The organism is Cellulomonas sp. APG4, assembly GCF_009996735.1.
Lineage (GTDB): Bacteria > Actinomycetota > Actinomycetes > Actinomycetales > Cellulomonadaceae > Actinotalea.
This window is the reverse complement of record NZ_JAACYI010000026.1, coordinates 16983-33941: the sequence shown is the minus strand read 5'-3', so window position 1 is coordinate 33941 and position 16959 is coordinate 16983. Positions and strand designations below refer to the sequence as shown.

The window sequence follows — 16959 nt, the reverse complement described above, 5'->3', positions numbered from 1 at the left end:
CGCCGTCGTCGGGCGGGGTGAAGCAGGGCCGACGAAGGTCGGCCGCAGGCGTCAGACCAGGCCGTAGAGGCGGTCGCCCGCGTCGCCCAGGCCGGGCACGATGTAGGCCTTCTCGTTGAGCCGCTCGTCGACGGCGGCGACGACCACGGAGACGTCCGCGCGGTCGCCCACGTGCTTCTCGACCACGGCCAGGCCCTCGGGCGCCGCGAGCAGGCAGATGCAGGTCACGTCACGCGCGCCGCGCTCGAACAGGTAGTCGATGCTCGCCACGAGCGTGCCGCCGGTCGCGAGCATCGGGTCGAGGACGAAGCACTGGCGCCCGGACAGGTCCTCGGGCAGCCGGTTGGCGTAGGTGATCGCCTGGAGCGTCTCCTCGTCGCGCTGCAGCCCCAGGAAGCCGACCTCGGCGGTGGGCAGCAGGCGCGTCATGCCCTCGAGCATCCCGAGGCCCGCGCGCAGGATCGGCACCACGAGCGGCCGCGGCTCGGCCAGGTGCGTGCCGAGCGTCGACGCGACGGGCGTGGTCACCTCGATCTGCTCGGTCCGTACGTCACGCGTCGCCTCGTAGGCGAGCAGCGTCACGAGCTCGTCGACGAGCAGGCGGAACGTCGGCGACGCCGTGTCCTTGTCGCGCAGGACGGTCAGCTTGTGGGCGACGAGGGGGTGGTCGGCGACGTGCAGGCGCATGGCTGCACCGTACCGGGTGGTAGCCCGCCCGTGCGGGCCGGGCGGGTCTGGGACCCACGTGCCCGACGGCGTTCGGCTAGCGTCCGTCCCGTCCGCGGACGACGGCGCGGCGCCGGCGGGGTGAGGAGGGGCGATGGGCACGGTGCGTGAGCGCGACGAGCAGCACATGCGCGCCGCCCTGGTCGAGGCCCGCCTCGCCCTCGCGACCGCGGACGTGCCCGTGGGCGCCGTCGTCGTGGGGCCCGACGGCGCCGTGGTCGGGACCGGTCACAACGCGCGCGAGGCCACGGGCGACCCGACCGCCCATGCGGAGGTGCTCGCGCTGCGCGCAGCGGCGCAGGCGCTCGGCCGCTGGCGGCTCGACGACTGCACGCTCGTCGTGACCCTCGAACCGTGCGCGATGTGCGCGGGCGCCACGGTGCTCGCCCGCATCCCGCGGCTCGTCCTGGGCGCGTGGGACCCCAAGGCGGGCGCGACGGGCTCGGTGCACGAACTGGTGCGCGACCGCCGGCTCAACCACCGCGTCGAGGTGGTGGGCGGCGTCCTCGAACCCGAGTGCGCCGCGCTGCTCCGGGACTTCTTCGCCGCCCACCGCGGCGCGGGCGCACCCGGCCCGAGCTGAGGCCACGCCCGACCGCTCTGCTCAGACCGTGACGCCGTCGGCGGCGGCCTCGATCGCGGCGACGTCGAGCTTGACCATGTTCGTCACGGCGGTCATCGCGCGGGCGTAGCGCTCGGGCTCGTCGGCCGCCTCAGCCGAGATCCGCTCGAGCACCGCCGGCACCACCTGCCAGGACAGACCCCAGCGGTCCTTGAGCCAGCCGCACTGCACCTCCGAGCCGCCGCCCTCGAGCAGGCCGTCCCACACCCGGTCGAGCTCGGCCTGCGTCTCGACCACCGCCACGAGCGACACGGCCTCGCTGAACGGGAAGTCGATGCCCCCGTTGAGGGCCTGGACGCGCGACCCGTCGAGCTCGAGGTCCACGAGCATGGGCGAGCCGGTGGGGCCGGGTGCGGCCTCGGGCGTGGCGTGCACGGCGACGATGCGCGAGTTCGGGATCACGGAGACGTAGTGCTCGGCGGCCTCGACGGCCTCGGTCGCGAACCACAGGCACGGCAGGACGGTCATGGTGGGCTCCTCGCTCGGTGGCCGCGGTGCGGCCGCTCACCAGGTTCGACCCGGCGCGCACGCCGATCTCATCGGGCCGGGCGGTTCAGGGAGCGAGCGCCTCCGCGAGCGCCGTGAGTGTCGGCGAGGTCCCGGCGTCGATGCGGACGTCCGCATGGGGGTCGCCGCGCGTCGCCCCGCGGTTGACGATGACCACCGGCATGCCGGCGCGCCGCGCGTGCGTCACGAACCGCCGTCCGGAGAGCACGGTCAGCGAGCTCCCCGCGACCAGCAGTGCGTCGGCCTCGTCGACCAGCGCGAACGCCGCCTCGACGCGCTCGCGCGGCACGTTCTCGCCGAAGTACACGATGTCCGGCTTGAGGATCCCGCCGCAGCGCGGGCAGTCCGCGACCACGAACCCCTCGGTCGACTCGATCACCGCGTCGGCGTCGGGCGCCACCTCGACGTCCGCGATCGCGCCCACGGCCTCGGTGAAGCCCGGGTTGAGCGCGTCGAGCCGCTCGGCGAGATCCTCACGCGTGATCTCCAGCCCGCAGCTCAGGCACACGACGTCCGCGTAGGTGCCGTGCAGGTCGATCACGCGGCGGCTGCCCGCGAGCTGGTGCAGCCGGTCCACGTTCTGGGTGATCACGCCCAGCGCGACCCCGGACTGCTCAAGGCGCGCGACCGCGTGGTGGCCCGCGTTGGGGCGCGTGCGGTCCACGTGCTGCCAGCCCACGTGGTTGCGCGCCCAGTAGGTGCGGCGGAAGTCGGGATCGCCCACGAACTGCTGGTACGTCATAGGGCGTCGCGGCGGGGAGTCCGGCCCGCGGTAGTCGGGGATGCCCGAGTCCGTCGAGATCCCGGCCCCCGTGAGCACTGCGAGCGTTCGGCCCTGCAGCAGCGCGACGGCCTGCTCGAGCTCGGCCGACGACGGCGCGGCCTGGGGTGCGTGGGTGTGCGCGGCTCCCACCACCGGGGCGGGACCCGCGGTGGCGGCCGCTGCGGAGGTCGGGCTCGTCACCGCCTCACGGTACGACGACGTCGCGCGCCGCCGCCCGCGCTGCGTGCTGAGCCCAGCTCACCCAGTCGCCGCCGAGCTCGGTCTCTCCGTCGCTCACCCGGTGGGGATTCCGACAGAAGGCCCGATCTCGGCAGCGGGTGGGGCGGAGGGTGAGGCCGAGAGCGGGCCCGACGGCGTGGCCTCGGGGGAGCGCGGGAGGGGCGGGGGCGTGCGCCGCCGCACCGCGCCGGGCGCGACCCCGAACTCGCGGCGGAACGCACGCGAGAACGCGGCCTCCGACGCGTAGCCGACGGCGTGCGCGACGGTACCCACGGGCTCGTCCCCGGAGGTCAGGCGGTCGTGCGCGAGGCGCAGCCGCCACCAGGCGACGTACTGCATCGCGGGCTCGCCCACGAGGGCCGTGAACCGGGCCGCGAACGACGAGCGCGACAGGTGCGCCGTCGCGGCCAGGCGCGCGAGGGTCCACGGGTCGCCAGGGGAGCGGTGCACCGCGGCGAGCGCACGCCCCACGTGCTCGTCGCGCAGCGCCGCGAGCCACCCCGTCGCCTGGGTCGAGCCCGCGTCGAGCCAGGCCCGCAGCACTTGCACCGCGAGTACGTCGGCCAGGCGCGTGAGCACGGCCTCGCCACCCGGCCGCTCGGTGCTGGCCTCGCGCGCGATCAGCCGCATGGTGCTGTGCACCCAGCCCAGGTCGTCCCCCGCCCAGGAGTCCACGACGAACGAGCGCGGCAGCTCCGCGAGCAGGCGCTGGGTCGCGGTGTGGTCGAGGCGCAGCACCGCGCAGGTCGCGAGCGCGGGTGCGCCGCCGCCACCGTGACGCAGCACCTCGTAGCGATCGCTCAGCGTCTCGACCGGGATGTCGAACAGGGGCGTGGCGGGCGTGTGCGGCTCGCTCGTGAGGAGGTGCGGCACGCCCGGCGCGACGAGCGCGACGGTGCCGTGGTCGAGCAGCCGCGGCGGCTCGCCGTCGACGTGCAGCCAGCCCTGGCCCGAGGTGACGACGTGCAGGAAGAGCAGGTCGTCGATCGCGGGGAGGTCGATGCCCCACGGCGCCGTGAGCTCCGAGCGGCAGTAGAGGGCGCCGTCGAGCCGCAGCAGGTGCAGCGCCTCGCCCACCGGGTCCGGCCGGGGGCTGGGGAACTCGCGCGGTTCGCTCACGAACCGAGCGTGGCAGCGCCGGTGCTCGCAGGTCCAGGGGCGCTGGACGAACGGCACAGGATGCCGGACGACAGGTCATGGTGCGTCCGGCTCGGGCGGCTGAGGCTGGATGCGACCGCATCGACCAAGGAGATCGACATGACCAGCACCAGCACCAGCACGCACCCCGCCCAGCCCACCGCAGCGCCCGGCCCGGCCCTCGACGCCGTCGGGCACGAGGTGGGCGGGCCCGTCCACGTGATCTGTGGCACCGGCAAGACCGGCCGTCGGGTGGCCGAACGGCTCGAGGCGCTCGGCGTCCCCGTCGCGAACCGCTCGCGACGCTCGACGCCCGCGTTCGACTGGCAGGACCGCAGCACGTGGGCGGCCGCCGTCGAGGGCGCCGCGGCGCTCTACGTCACCTACGTGCCCGACCTCGCCGTCGACGGCTCGGACGACGACGTCGCGCACCTGGCCGCGCTGGCCCGTGAGGCCGGGGTGGGGCACGTCGTCCTGCTCTCCGGGCGGGGCGAGGTCGGCGCCCGGCGGGCCGAGCTCGCGCTCGAGGCTTCGGGCGTGGCGTGGACCGTGGTGCGCGCGTCGTGGTTCCACCAGAACTTCACCGAGGGAGCCCTGCTCGACGGCGTGCGCAGCGGCGTAGTCGCCCTGCCGGCCGGGGACGTGGCCGAGCCGTTCGTGGACGCGGACGACATCGCGGACGTCGCCGTGGCGGCGCTGCTCGACCCGGCGCTGCGTGGGCGGGTGCACGAGGTGACCGGTCCGCGTGCGCTGACGTTCGCCGAGGTGGCCGGCGAGATCTCGGCCGTGCTGGGGCGCGAGGTCGTCTACGTGCCGATGGAGCCGGAGCCCTTCCGCGCCGCCGTCGCCGAGCAGGCGGGTGAGGAGTACGCGCGCATGCTGACCGACCTGTGCGTCGAGGTGTTCGACGGTCGCAACGTCGAGCCGACCGACGGCGTGCGCGCGGCCCTGGGGCGTGAGCCGCGCGACCTCGCGGACTACGTGCGCGCGAACGCGGCGGCCTGGCGGTGAGCACGGTGCGTGCCCGCGTCGCGCTCGGGGTGACGGGGCTGGCCGGGGTGGTGCTCGCCGTCGTCGGCGGCCTCGGCCTGCTCGCGCCCGACGTGCTGCACGCGGGATCCCGCTCACCGTGGACCCGGGCCTGCGCAGCGAGGTGCGCGGGGGCGGGGCGACGCTGCTGCTCGTCGGCGCCGCGGTGCTGTGGGGTGTGCGCAGGCCCTCGACGCGCGGCTGGGCCGCGACTGCCGGTGGGGCCGTGCTGCTCGCGTTCGCCGTGGGCCGCGCGGTGTCGTGGCTCGCGGACGGGTACCCGGGCAGCGGGCTGCTGCTCGCGGGCGTCGTCGAGGTGGTGCTCGGGGTGGCGGCGCTCGCGGTCGCGGGCGGGCACCGGGAGCCCCGATTGGGAGCCGACCGCACCGACCGGGTACCCTCGTCGGCGAGGTAGCGTGTCCGAGCGGCCTAAGGAGCACGCCTCGAAAGCGTGTGTGGGTGAAAGTCCACCGTGGGTTCAAATCCCACCGCTACCGCGCTGGCCCTGACCGCGTCAGGCCGGGAACCCCCTGCAGATCCCTCGGGATCGCAGGGGGTTCCGTCGTTTCCGGCCCAGGCGACCGTGGCGCCCTCGTCGCGCGACCCCGTCGGCAGGGTGGCCTCGGCGGTACCTGCCGGTGTCCCGTGACCCGCGACCTCGTGGCGCACGACGGCCACGGCGAGCAGGCCCTGCCCGACCGTGTAGGTGAGCATCACCCAGAAACCCTGCCCCGCGAGGTCCCACGAGGGGACGAAAGCCTCGAGCGCGATCAGCGCATCGCTCACCAGGAAGACCGCTCCACCCAGCGCTGCAACCGGGCCGAGGCCGGTCGCGAGGACCGCCATGCCCGTGAGCATCACGCCGTAGACGACCACGGGCGCGCGAAGGCTGCCCGCATGCGGTGCGCACAGGGCCAGCAGCAGCGCGAGCACGACGGCGTAGGGCAGCGCCAAGAGCGGATGCCGGTGCACCACCGAGGTGCGCATGAACGGCGCGAACGCCACGACGTAGGCGATCTGCGCCAGCAGGAAGAACCCGACCATCGTCAGGAACGACGCGTCGTTGGGCACGAACGACGGCATCGTGTCGCCGAGCCACGAGAACCCGAGGGCGACGACCACCCAGCGCACCAGGCGACTGCGAGGCGCCCGGGTCGCCGCCAGGACCGCGGCCGCGAACGCCGGCATCAGGGTCCACTGGCTCACGGTCGAGAGGGCCTCGGCCCCCGCCGCCTCCGCGGTGAGGTGGACGAGCACGAGCACGACGGCGATCCCGGCCCAGACGCGCGCGGCCGCGGACAGCGAGCGTGCCACGGTGACCTCCTCGTCGCCGGACTGTGCCCGGCGACCGCTACCGCGGGACCCCGTCGTCCCGGCGCGGCGATGCTAGCCCGCGCCGTGCGGAGCGATGCGAGCTCAAGGTCGTTGTCGGACACGTCGACACCGGAGGGGTGAGCTCACCAGTACCCGGTTGGTATCCCGACGGCGCGACCCCAGGGATGCTGCGCTGGTTCGACGGCGCCGCCTGGACGGCGCACACGACACCCGTGCCGACGCCACCGCCACCGCCACCGCCGCCGGTGTCCGGTGGGTCGGGGCCCGGCAGTGTCTGGGCGGCTCCGACGGCACACGCGATGCGGCCCGGCGCCGGCGTGCCCGCGGAGGCGCCATGGCGCGGAAGTGGCACCCCGGGCGGGTACGGATACGGCGACGTCATCGGGAGCACGGCGACGGACACCTACGGCCCCTCGGGCGCCGTGCACTGGCTGCTTCCCGTGGGCCGCTCGTGGCAGGCGGTCGTCGCTCCCTACGTGGGCCTGATCTCGCTGCTTGCCTTCCCGCTCGCACCCGTGGCGATCGGCCTGGGTGTCTGGGCGCTGGCGCGCGCCCGCCGCGGCGGCCATGGGACCGGGCGCGCGGTGTTCGCGATCGTGACCGGACTGCTCGGCTGTGCGGTCGGGGTGTGGGTGCTCACCACGTTCTGAGCGGGGGCCGGGCCGGGTAGCGTCGGCCCGAGCCGATCCCGGAGGTCCCCATGCCCGTCCCGCCCCTGCCCGACGACGTGACCGAGCTGCTCAAGCGGCCCAACCCGGCGGTCATGGCCACGCTCGCCAAGGACGGCCGCCCGGTCAGCGTCGCCACCTGGTACCTGCTCGAGGACGACGGCACGATCCTGCTCAACCTCGACGCAGGCCGCGCGCGCCTGGCCCACCTGCGGCGTGACCCGCGCGTCTCGCTCACCGCGCTCGCGACCGACGACTGGTACACCCACGTGAGCCTCCAGGGTCGCGTGGTGTCGCTCACCGACGACGAGGGCCTGCGGGACATCGACCGCCTCTCCCACCACTACGGCGGTCGCGACTACCCGGTGCGCGACCGGCCGCGTGTGAGCGCCAAGGTCGAGATCGAGCGCTGGCACGGCTGGGGCGCGATGCGCCAGGACTGAGGGCCGGGTGCGCCCGCCGCCGAGCGGAGGGGAGGCGCCCGAGCGCTCAGTCGAGGGTCTGCCAGCCCGGCTCGAGCGTGTCGAGCACCGCGACCATGTCGACGAAACCCGCGGGGCACAGCGCGACGACGTCGTCGTACATGCCCCGAGATCGCGCGAACGCCAGCAGGAAGCCGGGGTCGAGCGCGTCCGGTCGGTAGAGGTGCGCCTCGACGACGACGCCCTCGGCCGACGTCAGCTCCGCATGCGGGTCGTGCAGGTACACGGACCACCGCGAGCCCAGGGCGTGGACCTCGCCGTCGTACTCCTCGTGCGCCTCGTACGCGGCGACGATCCCGGCCGCCCGGAGCGCGTCGACGAGCGCCCTGCTGTGCGTGCGGAAGTCCGCAACCAGGGCTCGCACCTGGTCGGCGTGGGCGGTGATCTGCTCCTCAGTCACGGTGGTGCGCACGCCCGCAGCGTAGGGCTCGACGCGCGCGCGGTTCCTGCCCTCCGGTCCGTGCCGGCAGCAGGATCGGGGAGTACTCGCATTGCCACGCGGCGCGGAGGCTCCCCGTTCGACGGCTGCATCTCCGACGGCGGGACCCTGCGGCGTGGCAGGTCGAGGCCACCGAGATGGCGTCGTCCCTCTCAGCGCAGCTCGGGTCGGGGGAGGGTGCCGGGCGGGCGGCCGGGGCGTAGGCCGTCGAAGCAGATCTCCATGGCGCGCCCGACGGCGTCCGGGGCGACGGTCGGGTGGGTGGTGAGGGCACCCGCCATGAGGGTCACGAGCAGGACGTCGTCGAGCGTGGTGCCCTCGCGCACGCGGCCCGCGGCGACGGCGTCGGCCAGTGCCCGACCGAGCAGCGCGTTGCTGCGCGCCGCCACCTGCTCGAGGCGCGCGGGTTCCACCACCGAGGTGGCGAGCGCGGACATGAGGCCGTGCACGTCCACCATGAACCAGCTCATCTCGACCACCAGGTGCTCGAGCAGCTCGCCCCCCGGGTGCTCGGCGGCGTAGGCCTCGAGGGCGTCGACCCTGTCCTCGAGGACGGCGGCCAGCACCGCACCGCGGTCGGGGAAGTGGCGGTAGAGCGTCGCGCGGCCCACCCCCGCGTCGGCCGCGACGCCGTCGAGCGGGGCGTAGACGCCGTCGCGCCGGAACACCGCGGCCGCGGCGCGGACGATGCGCTCGCGGTTGCGCGCGACGTCCCTCCGCACAGCCATGCCCCGCAGGCTAGCGCCCGTGGGACGGAGGTCCTCGCGGACGGCGACGCCGCATGTCAGGATCGCAAGTGAGACAGCGTAGTTTCACTTCGCGGCCCCCGCGGGAAGAGAGGTCCTGATGCACGAGTACGACGTCGTCGTGGTCGGTTCCGGAACCGGCATGGCGGCCGCCCTCGCGGCCGTGGACGCCGGGATGTCGGTGCTGCTGATCGAGAAGTCACCCACGGTCGGCGGGTCCACCGCGCTCTCGGGCGGCGGCTTCTGGATCCCCGGCAACTCGATCCTGCGCGAGAACGGCCAGCACGAGGACCCCGAACGCCTGCGCACCTACCTGCGCGAGGTGACGCGTGGTGAGGTGACGGACGAGCGCTGGCAGACCCACATCGACCACGGCCCCGCCGCCGTGGACGTGCTGCGGCGCATGACCCCCCTGAGCTTCCAGTTCATGCCCGAGTACGCCGACTACTTCCCCGAGCTCGAGGGCGGCTCGGCCACCGGGCGCGCGTGCGAGCCCAAGCCCTTCGACATCAAGCGCCTGGGTGAGCACCGCACCAAGGTGATCGCGCCCGCGCTCGCGGCGCCGTTCCCCATGCCGATCACCTCGCGCGGGTACAAGTGGCTCAACCTCGTCGCGCGCTCGCCGCGCGGCGTGATGACGGCGGCCCCGCTCGTGGGTCTGGGCATCGGGGGCCTCGCGCTCAAGCGGGAGTACGTCGCCGGCGGCCAGGCGCTCGCCGCCGGCATGTTCGCGGGGCTCCTCGCGCGCGGTGTGCCGGTGTGGACGGGCACGGCCCTGACGGACCTGCGCGTCGAGGACGGACGCGTCGTCGGCGTCGTCGTCGAGCGTGACGGCCGGGACGTCACGGTGACCGCGCGGCGGGGCGTGATCCTCGCCTCGGGCGGGTTCGACCGGAACCCGGCCATGCGCAAGGAGTACCAGTCGGACGTCGTCGACGGCTCGTGGGCGTTCGGCACGCCCGGTGACACCGGTGAGGTCATCCAGATCGCCGAGTCCCACGGCGCCGACCTCGCGTTCATGGACGCGGCCTGGTGGTTCCCCGCCATCCCGGTGCCCGGGCCCATGCCGGGTGCGATGCTCGCCGAGCGCTCGCTGCCCGGCCAGATCATCGTCAACGGTCACGGCCACCGGTTCATGAACGAGGCCGTCAACTACATGACCGCGGGCCAGATCATCACGAGCAAGCACTCGCCCGAGGAACCGCACGTGCCCGCGTGGCAGGTCTTCGACCAGCGCTACCGCAACCGCTACCTGTACGGCGGCGGGCTGTTCCCGCGCCAGCCCCTGCCCCAGGAGTGGTACGACGCCGGCATCGCGAAGAAGGCCGACAGCCTCGCGGAGCTCGCGCGGGTGCTCGGCATGCCGGACCTGCCGGCGACCGTCGAGCGCTTCAACCTGCTCGCCAACGCGGGGCGCGACGACGACTTCGGCCGCGGCGACTCGGCGTACGACCGCTACTACGGCGACCCGTCGGTCACGCCGAACCCGTGCCTGGGACCGATCGACGACGGCCCGTTCTACGCGGTGCAGGTGGTGCCCGGAGACCTGGGCACGTGCGGCGGTGTGCGGGCGGACAAGTACGCACGGGCGATGCGGGCCGACGGCTCGGTGATCGACGGGCTGTACGCGATCGGCAACGCCGCGAGCAACGCGTTCGGCCGGGTGTACCCGGGGCCGGGTGCAACCGTGGGCCAGGGCATCAGCTTCGGCTACGCGGCGGCCCGGCACGCCGCCGGCCTGCTGGGCTGACGCCGGCCCGAGACTGGAAGGTTCCCCGCGGAGTGTGCGGGGAACCTTCCAGCCGCGCGCACGGAGCCGTCATCGGGTGTCGGAGCGCGTGCTCGGTCGTGGGGATCCATGACTCTCCGTGACTCCGAGGTGGCCGTCAGGTGAACTCCCCGCTACGGTGATGAGACCGGTCCCATCGAGGGCCGCACCCGTGGTCGTCGCCGCGGGGAACCCGGGCGCAGCGAGGCTCCCGGGCCACACCGGCACGCCGTCGTGCCGGCATCGACGCAGGGGAGAGACATGACGCACAGTCCACCGGTCGCGCCCGGAGCAGCCCGCCCGCGGCCACCACGCCGTCGTCGGGGCGCCGCGGTCACGGGGGCCACGGCCCTCGCCGTCGCGGTCGCCGGCCTGCTCGCGCCACCCGCGCAGGCCGAGATCCGCGACGTCGGGGAGGGCAGCTACACCACGGACGCCGTGGGGCCGCGTCCCGAGGGCTGCGCGCCGCTCGCGCAGGACCCGCGCGCGTTCCTCACCGACGACGCCCCCGCGGGCGCGGTGCCCACGAACGACTGGTGGTCCTCGCTGGTGTTCAAGCGCGAGGGTGCGAGCTGCCAGACCAGCGCGCCCCTGCACGCGCACCCCGTCTCGTACCAGCCCACGGCCGACGGCCTGGGTCTGTCCGTCACCGAGCAGCCCGTGCTCTCGGGCACGCCCGGTGGGATCGGCGAGTTCCACCACCCCTACGGCGAGGACGTCGTCGTGACCGTCGACGGGCTCCAGGCCCCGGTGGTCGAGGTGGCCGACTGGTCCGACTGGACCGTCACGCCGTCGTGGTCCGACGGCGCGCAGTCGCTGCGCGCGACCATCGGCCACGGCCTGCCGTTCAGCCAGTACCGCGTGAGCGGGGGCGACGCCGTGCTGCGCACCGCCGCGGTGCGCGTGTGGCACCACGAGGGCGGGCAGATCGGCTTCACGGCCGGCAACACCGACTACGCGGCCTTCGCGCCCGACGGCGCCACGTGGCAGGTCGAGGGCACGCGCCTGCGCAGCAGCCTCGCGGGCACGGGCTACCTGGCCGTGGTCGCGCTGCCGACGGCGGGCGTCACGTCCGACGACGCACGCCGCGCCTCGCTGCGGGCGCACGCGCCGTACGCGTTCGCCGAGGTGGTCGACACCGTGGCCGAGCCCGTCTACGACGAGGACGACGGCGTGGTGCGCACCACCTACCGCGTCGAGACCGAGCCCGTGCAGGGGTCGGTGCGCGGCACCGCCCTCGCGCTCTACCCGCACCAGTCGGCGTTCCTCGACGGCGTGACCGGCGACGGCCCGGCCGGCGGCGACGCTCTCGAGGCGCGCCACCCCTCACCGCGCGGCGAGATGACCACGCTGCTGGGTGCGACGTCGTTCACCACCGAGACCCCGTTCACGGGTGTGCTGCCCGAGGTCCCGGCCGTCGTGACCGGCGGCGGCGACGCGAACGCGCGCCTCGACGCGCTGCTCGACCAGGTCGCGGCCGATCCGCTCGACCAGCGCGGCACCGACACGTACTGGACCGGCAAGGCGCTGGGCCGCGCGAGCCGCATCGCGGAGATCGCCGACCAGGTGGACCGCACCGAGGTGCGCGACACCGCGCTCGCCGAGATCCGCGAGGTGCTCACGGACTGGCTCACCGCCGAGCCCGGCGAGGCCGAGCAGCTGTTCTCCTACGACGCCGGCTGGGGCACCCTCATCGGCTACCCCGCCTCGTACGGCAGCGACAAGGAGCTCAACGACCACCATTTCCACTACGGGTACTTCATCCTCGCGGCGGCGACGCTCGCGCGGTTCGACCCGCAGTGGGCGCAGGCGTACGGCGACATGGTGGACCTGCTGATCCGCGACGCGAACGGCTACGACCGCGACGACACGATGTTCCCCTACCTGCGCGACTTCGACGTCTACGCGGGGCACGACTGGGCTTCGGGCCACGGGGCGTTCGGCTCGGGCAACAACCAGGAGTCGAGCTCGGAGGGCATGAACTTCGCGAGCGCCCTGGTGCAGTGGGGCGAGGCGACCGGCGACCGCGAGATCCGCGACCACGGCGTCTACCTGCACGCGACCCAGGCAGCCGCGATCCAGCAGTACTGGTTCGACGGCTCGGGGGCGATCCCGGACGAGTTCGGCCACACCCAGCTGGGCATGGTGTGGGGCTCGGGCGGCACGTGGTCCACGTGGTTCAGCGGCGCACCCGAGATGATCCACGGCATCAACCTGCTGCCGATCACGGGCGGTCACCTGTACCTGGGGCAGCGGCCCGACGACGTGCGTGCCAACTACGCCGAGCTCGAGGACAAGGTGGGTGGTGCGCCGACCGTGTGGAAGGACATCCACTGGTCCTACCTCGCGCTCGGCGACGGACCCGCCGCGCTCGCCAAGCTGAACGCCGACCAGGGCTACACGGTCGAGGAGGGCGAGAGCCGTCCGCACACCTACCACTGGGTCGCGAACCTGGCCGGCCTCGGGACGCTCGCGGACGTGCAGGCGGACCACCCGCTCGCGGCCGCGTTCGACGGGCCGCGCGGCCGCACGCACGTCGCGGCGAACCTCACGAACGCACCGCTCACGGTGCGCTTCGACGACGGCGCGGTGGTGGAGGTCCCGGCGGGGCGCACCGTCACGACCGGCGGGTACACCTGGAGCGGCGGGGGCGGCGTCGGTGGTCCGGTGGACCCGACGGACCCCACGGACCCCACGGATCCGACCGACCCGACGGACCCCACGGACCCGACCGATCCGACGGACCCGGCTGACTTCGTGCGGCACCTCACGGCCGACGGCGAGCTCGCTCCTGGGGCAGGGGGCTCAGGAGCGGCGACCATCGGGGCGGCCGCGGGGGCGGACGCCGTCGGCGACCCGGCCACGGGCCTCACGGTCGAGGCGTCCGGGCTGACCGGTGACCACACGGGCACCGGGACGGTGTTCGACCTGGGCGTCGACGCAGGCACGGCGGTGGGCAACGGCACACGCCTGCGCATCTCGTACGACCTCACCGACGACGGCTCGTGGGACCGGGTCGAGACGTACCACTACATGGCCACGGACCCGGTGCCGGGCTGGGAGCGGTACACGCAGGGCGCGGGCCTGATGTCGGTGCGCGGCGGCTGGGGCGACCTGCGCGACGGTCGCGTGCGCGTCGAGGTGTGGAACGTCATCGGCCGCGGGCCGTCGACGATCGACCTCGCGAGCTCCACGGTCACGCTGCCGTTCGAGTAGCAGGCACCTTCACCGGGACGGCGAGCCCCGGCGGGTCCTCGAGAGGGGGTCGGCCGGGGCTCGCCGTCGTGCGTCAGGACTCGTCCGGGGCGTGGCCGGCGGCGCGAGGTCCGCTGCCGCGTGGGTGTCGACGGCGCCAGACGGCGACCCCCACGGCCCACGTGGTGAGCAGCAGGACGACGAGCAGGTAGCCCACGTAGGTCGTGTCGACGGCGCCGATGGCGCTGGTGAGTCCGCCGCGGCGCTCCTCGACGAAGCCCCACAGCACGACGGTCGCCATGCCCAGGGCCGCGACGACCGACAGCGTCGGCACCACGAGGTTGTAGGCGACCTTGCGCTCGGGCTGGACGTACGCCCACCGGTAGGCGTGGGCCATGAGGGCGCCGTCGGCCGTGTCGAAGAGCGTCATGCCGGCCGCGAACAGCACCGGCAGCACGAGGATCGCGTACCACGGCAGGCTCAGCGCCGCCGTCCCCCCGGCGAGCACGAGCAGGGCGACCTGGGTGGCGGTGTCGAAGCCGAGACCCATCAGCAGGCCCACCGGGTACATCCGCGGTGCGCTGCGCACGCCGCGCGTGAACCGGGTGAGCAGCCTCGCGACGAGGCCGCGTCGACTGAGGTGCCGTTCGAACGCCTCGTCGTCGAGCTGCCCGGCCCCGCGCCTGGCGGAGGGAGGCAGCGATGCCGCGCAACGAGCGGAGGTTGAGCAGGCCGAGCATCAGGAGGAACAGGCCGGCGGCGAGCGTGCCGACGGTCCCGAGCGTCTGCTGCATCGCGGAGGTGCTGTCCGTCAGCGGCCCGGCCACGGCCTGCACGCCCAGCGCCAGCACGAGGGAGAGCCCGAAGACCACGCTCGAGTGCCCGAGCGAGAACCAGAACCCGGTGGTCCCGGCAGGTCGCCCCTGGCCGACGAGCTGGCGTGCCGCGTTGTCGATCACGGCGATGTGGTCGGCGTCGAAGGCGTGCCGTGCGCCCAGGAGGAAGGCCGTGAGGCCGAGTCCCACGCCGAACACGCCGGCGCTCCCGACCGTCAGGTGTTGAGGGGCGACCGCCATGACCAGCACTCCCCAGCCCAGGGCGTTGAGCGCCAGGACGACGATGGCCGTGCGCGCGAGGGAGCGGCGTTCCGCGACGACGAGGGAACGTCCCACCTGGGCACCGGGCGACCAGCCCATGCTCGCCATCCTCGTCCCCTCGGGTGCGTTCCGTCAGCCGTTCGGCACGTTGCTCGACTATACCCCCTGGGGTATGATTTCTCATGGTGGTCGACCGCGTCGACCGCATCCGCCATCCCGAACCCGAGGAGTCACCCATGTGCAGCCCCGCCCGTTGCAGCTCGTGCGGCAAGGTCACCTGGACCGGTTGCGGCCAGCACGCCGACGCCGTCCTGTCGCAGTTCCCGCGCGCCGAGCGCTGCACCTGCCGCTGACTCACCCCACCCTCCTCGAGGTCGCCACTCCGCGCCGAGGTCGCCGCTCACGGGTGACGACCCGCCGGGTGGCGACCTCGCGTGCGTGCGGAGGCGTGTCGAGCGGCGACGTATTGACAGTGGTCTATGTGTGGGGCAGGCTCGGCAACGCATCGATGAGTGTCGATGCGTTGGACGAGCCGCGGGTCACGCGCCCGCCGAGGAGGCGCCATGACCCCGCCCGCTGCCACTGACGAGCTGCCCGTCGCCGTGATCGGCGCGGGGCCCGTGGGCCTCGCCGCCGCCGCGCACCTGCGTGACCGCGGGCTGCCGTTCGTGGTGCTCGAGGCCGGGCCGGCCGTGGGTGCCTCGGTGCGCGGGTGGGGGCACGTGCGCACCTTCACGCCCTGGCAGTACCTCGTGGACCCGACCGCCGAGCGTCTGCTCGCCGCGACCGGTTGGCAGCGCCCGACGACGCCCGTGCCGCCCACCGGTGCCGAGCTCGTGGAGCACTACCTCGAGCCGCTCGCGCACGCCGTCGGCGGGGTGCGTCTGGGTGCGCGCGTGACGGCGGTGACGCGCGACGGCTACGACAAGGCGCGCACGGTCGGCCGCGCCGAGCGCCCGCTCGTGCTCCGGGTGACCGAGCGCGGCACCGGCGGCGGTGAGCGCACCACCGAGCTGCGCGCACGCGCCGTCGTGGACGCGTCCGGCACCTGGACCCGGCCCAACCCTCTGGGTGCCTCGGGTCTGCCGGTGCCCGGCGAGCGCGAGGCGGCGGCGCACATGGTGGGCGCGCTGCCCGACGTCGCCGCGCAGCGCGAGCGGTTCGCGGGTCGCCGCACGCTCGTGGTGGGCGCGGGTCACTCCGCGGCGAACACGCTGCTCGCGCTCGCCGAGCTCGCCGGGAGCGCGCCCGGCACCGAGCTGGTGTGGGCGATCCGCGGCTCGGACCCCTCGCGCGTCTACGGGGGCGGTGATGCCGACGAGCTCGCCGCGCGCGGCGCCCTCGGCACCCGCCTGCGCGCGCTCGTCGAGAGCGGTGGCCTGCGCCTGGTCACGGGCTTCGCGGCCACGGAGGTCGAGCCCGACGGCGACGGCACGGTGGCCGTCGTCGGTACCGCGCACGGGCGGCCCGAGCGGCTCGGCGGTCTGCACGCGATCGCCGTCGCGACCGGGTTCCGCCCGGACCTCGACGTGCTCTCCGAGGTGCGGCTCGACCTCGATCCCGGCCTCGAGGCGCCCCGCAGGCTGGCCCCGCTCGTCGACCCGGCCTTCCACAGCTGCGGCACGGTGCCGCCGCACGGGCACCGCGACCTCGAGCAGCCAGAGCCCGGCCTCTACGTGGTCGGCATGAAGTCCTACGGTCGTGCGCCCACGTTCCTCGTGACCACCGGCAACGAGCAGGTGCGCAGCGTGGTCGCCGCGCTCGCGGGCGACCTCGCCGCGGCCGACGACGTGCAGCTCGTGCTCCCCGAGTCGGGCGTGTGCTCGACCGACGCGCAGGGCCGCGACGCGGGGGCGGGTGGCTGCTGCGGCGCGCCGGGCGCGGTCGAGGTGCCGGCAGAGGCGCACCGTCCGAGGCCCGACGGCGTGCCCGCCCAGGGCTTCGCGACGGGCGTGGCCGGCGGAGGTGCGGTGGGCGCCCTGACCCTCGTGGCGGCGCGGTCCGGCACGGACGGCGGGTGCGGCACGGGCGGTTGCTGCACCAGCTGACCTCCCGACGGTCGCCCTCGTCCGCCTCCGCACCGGCCCGCTCACCCTGGCGGTCGCCGAGGTCGCCACCGCACGCCGAGGTCGCCAGGCGCGACATGCGACCTCGGCGCCCACCGGCGACCTCGGCGGGCGCGGACGCGGGCGGACGGGTGAACGG

General features: G+C 74.6%; 16 protein-coding genes, 1 tRNA gene and 3 pseudogenes. 10 read left to right on the top strand and 10 right to left on the bottom strand.

Annotated elements, in window-relative coordinates:
- Positions 1–51 precede the first annotated feature (51 nt).
- Positions 52–687 (bottom strand): uracil phosphoribosyltransferase, encoded by a 636-nt coding sequence (gene upp / locus GXB85_RS15660; protein ID WP_161918596.1) that lies wholly within the window; start codon positions 685–687, stop codon positions 52–54.
- A 133-nt stretch (positions 688–820) separates the two neighbouring features.
- Here upp and tadA point away from each other — a divergent pair, with 133 nt between their 5' ends.
- A complete protein-coding gene (gene tadA, locus GXB85_RS15655; RefSeq protein ID WP_161918595.1) occupies positions 821–1309 on the top strand; it encodes a tRNA adenosine(34) deaminase TadA in 489 nt (162 codons plus the stop codon).
- A 21-nt stretch (positions 1310–1330) separates the two neighbouring features.
- On the opposite strand, the gene GXB85_RS15650 is transcribed toward tadA, so the two are convergent.
- The 3 genes from GXB85_RS15650 to GXB85_RS18990 form a co-directional block, all read right to left on the bottom strand.
- Positions 1331–1816, bottom strand: a complete 486-nt coding sequence (locus tag GXB85_RS15650) for a VOC family protein (RefSeq protein ID WP_161918594.1) — start codon at positions 1814–1816, stop codon at positions 1331–1333.
- Positions 1817–1901: 85 nt separating this feature from the next.
- Positions 1902–2768 carry an NAD-dependent protein deacetylase gene (locus GXB85_RS15645; RefSeq protein WP_370524287.1) on the bottom strand — a complete coding sequence of 289 codons (867 nt, stop codon included), beginning with the start codon at positions 2766–2768 and terminating at the stop codon, positions 1902–1904.
- Positions 2769–2912: 144 nt separating this feature from the next.
- The gene (locus GXB85_RS18990; RefSeq protein ID WP_161918593.1) at positions 2913–3977 is read right to left on the bottom strand and encodes an AraC family transcriptional regulator; all 1065 of its coding nucleotides are present in this window, start codon (positions 3975–3977) and stop codon (positions 2913–2915) included.
- A gap of 138 nt (positions 3978–4115) precedes the next feature.
- Between GXB85_RS18990 and GXB85_RS15635 the strand changes: the two genes are divergently transcribed.
- Entirely contained in the window at positions 4116–5006 is an 891-nt protein-coding gene (locus tag GXB85_RS15635) for an NmrA family NAD(P)-binding protein (protein ID WP_161918592.1), read from the top strand.
- Here the strand turns inward: GXB85_RS15635 and GXB85_RS18605 are convergent.
- Complete coding sequence (locus GXB85_RS18605; RefSeq protein ID WP_255465842.1) at positions 4973–5107, bottom strand: hypothetical protein; 135 nt, start codon at positions 5105–5107, stop codon at positions 4973–4975. The genes GXB85_RS15635 and GXB85_RS18605 overlap by 34 nt on opposite strands.
- Before the next feature lie 17 nt (positions 5108–5124).
- On the opposite strand from GXB85_RS18605, the gene GXB85_RS15630 reads away from it, so the two are divergent.
- Both GXB85_RS15630 and GXB85_RS15625 read left to right on the top strand, forming a co-directional pair.
- Positions 5125–5439, top strand: coding sequence for a DUF4345 domain-containing protein (locus GXB85_RS15630; RefSeq protein WP_161918591.1), 315 nt, complete (start codon positions 5125–5127; stop codon positions 5437–5439).
- Positions 5435–5521: transfer RNA gene (locus GXB85_RS15625), tRNA-Ser, on the top strand. The genes GXB85_RS15630 and GXB85_RS15625 overlap by 5 nt, the downstream gene beginning before the upstream one ends.
- A gap of 190 nt (positions 5522–5711) precedes the next feature.
- Here GXB85_RS15625 and GXB85_RS15620 read toward each other — a convergent pair.
- Positions 5712–6230: pseudogene (locus GXB85_RS15620) on the bottom strand (lysoplasmalogenase family protein); the annotation flags it as partial.
- 131 nt (positions 6231–6361) lie between these two features.
- Between GXB85_RS15620 and GXB85_RS18985 the strand changes: the two are divergent.
- The 3 genes and pseudogenes from GXB85_RS18985 to GXB85_RS15610 form a co-directional block, all read left to right on the top strand.
- A pseudogene (locus GXB85_RS18985) lies at positions 6362–6577 on the top strand (DUF2510 domain-containing protein); the annotation flags it as partial.
- An 81-nt stretch (positions 6578–6658) separates the two neighbouring features.
- Positions 6659–7009: a hypothetical protein gene (locus tag GXB85_RS15615; RefSeq protein WP_237728324.1), complete on the top strand. Its 351-nt coding sequence runs from the start codon at positions 6659–6661 to the stop codon at positions 7007–7009.
- Between the two features lie 50 nt (positions 7010–7059).
- Positions 7060–7470, top strand: coding sequence for a PPOX class F420-dependent oxidoreductase (locus tag GXB85_RS15610; protein WP_161918589.1), 411 nt, complete (start codon positions 7060–7062; stop codon positions 7468–7470).
- Between the two features lie 46 nt (positions 7471–7516).
- Here GXB85_RS15610 and GXB85_RS15605 read toward each other — a convergent pair whose 3' ends face one another.
- Both GXB85_RS15605 and GXB85_RS15600 read right to left on the bottom strand, forming a co-directional pair.
- Positions 7517–7921, bottom strand: coding sequence for a hypothetical protein (locus GXB85_RS15605; protein WP_161918588.1), 405 nt, complete (start codon positions 7919–7921; stop codon positions 7517–7519).
- Positions 7922–8100: 179 nt separating this feature from the next.
- Complete coding sequence (locus GXB85_RS15600; RefSeq protein WP_161918587.1) at positions 8101–8676, bottom strand: TetR/AcrR family transcriptional regulator; 576 nt, start codon at positions 8674–8676, stop codon at positions 8101–8103.
- 118 nt (positions 8677–8794) lie between these two features.
- Between GXB85_RS15600 and GXB85_RS15595 the strand changes: the two genes are divergently transcribed.
- Together GXB85_RS15595 and GXB85_RS15590 are read left to right on the top strand one after the other, a co-directional pair.
- Positions 8795–10444, top strand: a complete 1650-nt coding sequence (locus GXB85_RS15595) for an FAD-dependent oxidoreductase (RefSeq protein WP_161918586.1) — start codon at positions 8795–8797, stop codon at positions 10442–10444.
- A 279-nt stretch (positions 10445–10723) separates the two neighbouring features.
- Positions 10724–13678 (top strand): glycosyl hydrolase, encoded by a 2955-nt coding sequence (locus GXB85_RS15590; protein ID WP_161918585.1) that lies wholly within the window; start codon positions 10724–10726, stop codon positions 13676–13678.
- A 73-nt stretch (positions 13679–13751) separates the two neighbouring features.
- On the opposite strand, the gene GXB85_RS18600 is transcribed toward GXB85_RS15590, so the two are convergent.
- Together GXB85_RS18600 and GXB85_RS18980 are read right to left on the bottom strand one after the other, a co-directional pair.
- A complete protein-coding gene (locus GXB85_RS18600) occupies positions 13752–14270 on the bottom strand; it encodes a hypothetical protein (protein ID WP_255465844.1) in 519 nt (172 codons plus the stop codon).
- Positions 14271–14391: 121 nt separating this feature from the next.
- A pseudogene (locus tag GXB85_RS18980) lies at positions 14392–14733 on the bottom strand (HoxN/HupN/NixA family nickel/cobalt transporter); the annotation flags it as partial.
- 584 nt (positions 14734–15317) lie between these two features.
- Between GXB85_RS18980 and GXB85_RS15580 the strand changes: the two are divergent.
- Positions 15318–16802, top strand: coding sequence for an FAD-dependent oxidoreductase (locus GXB85_RS15580; RefSeq protein ID WP_161918584.1), 1485 nt, complete (start codon positions 15318–15320; stop codon positions 16800–16802).
- The last annotated feature ends 157 nt before the right edge of the window (positions 16803–16959 follow it).

Bases quoted from the DNA above. Each gene is read 5' to 3' on its own strand.
- upp (WP_161918596.1), bottom strand. From the start codon at position 687: ATGCGCCTGCACGTCGCCGACCACCCCCTCGTCGCCCACAAGCTGACC.
- tadA (WP_161918595.1), top strand. From the start codon at position 821: ATGGGCACGGTGCGTGAGCGCGACGAGCAGCACATGCGCGCCGCCCTG.
- GXB85_RS15650 (WP_161918594.1), bottom strand. From the start codon at position 1,816: ATGACCGTCCTGCCGTGCCTGTGGTTCGCGACCGAGGCCGTCGAGGCC.
- GXB85_RS15635 (WP_161918592.1), top strand. From the start codon at position 4,116: ATGACCAGCACCAGCACCAGCACGCACCCCGCCCAGCCCACCGCAGCG.
- GXB85_RS15615 (WP_237728324.1), top strand. From the start codon at position 6,659: ATGCGGCCCGGCGCCGGCGTGCCCGCGGAGGCGCCATGGCGCGGAAGT.
- GXB85_RS15610 (WP_161918589.1), top strand. From the start codon at position 7,060: ATGCCCGTCCCGCCCCTGCCCGACGACGTGACCGAGCTGCTCAAGCGG.
- GXB85_RS15600 (WP_161918587.1), bottom strand. From the start codon at position 8,676: ATGGCTGTGCGGAGGGACGTCGCGCGCAACCGCGAGCGCATCGTCCGC.
- GXB85_RS15595 (WP_161918586.1), top strand. From the start codon at position 8,795: ATGCACGAGTACGACGTCGTCGTGGTCGGTTCCGGAACCGGCATGGCG.
- GXB85_RS15590 (WP_161918585.1), top strand. From the start codon at position 10,724: ATGACGCACAGTCCACCGGTCGCGCCCGGAGCAGCCCGCCCGCGGCCA.
- GXB85_RS15580 (WP_161918584.1), top strand. From the start codon at position 15,318: ATGACCCCGCCCGCTGCCACTGACGAGCTGCCCGTCGCCGTGATCGGC.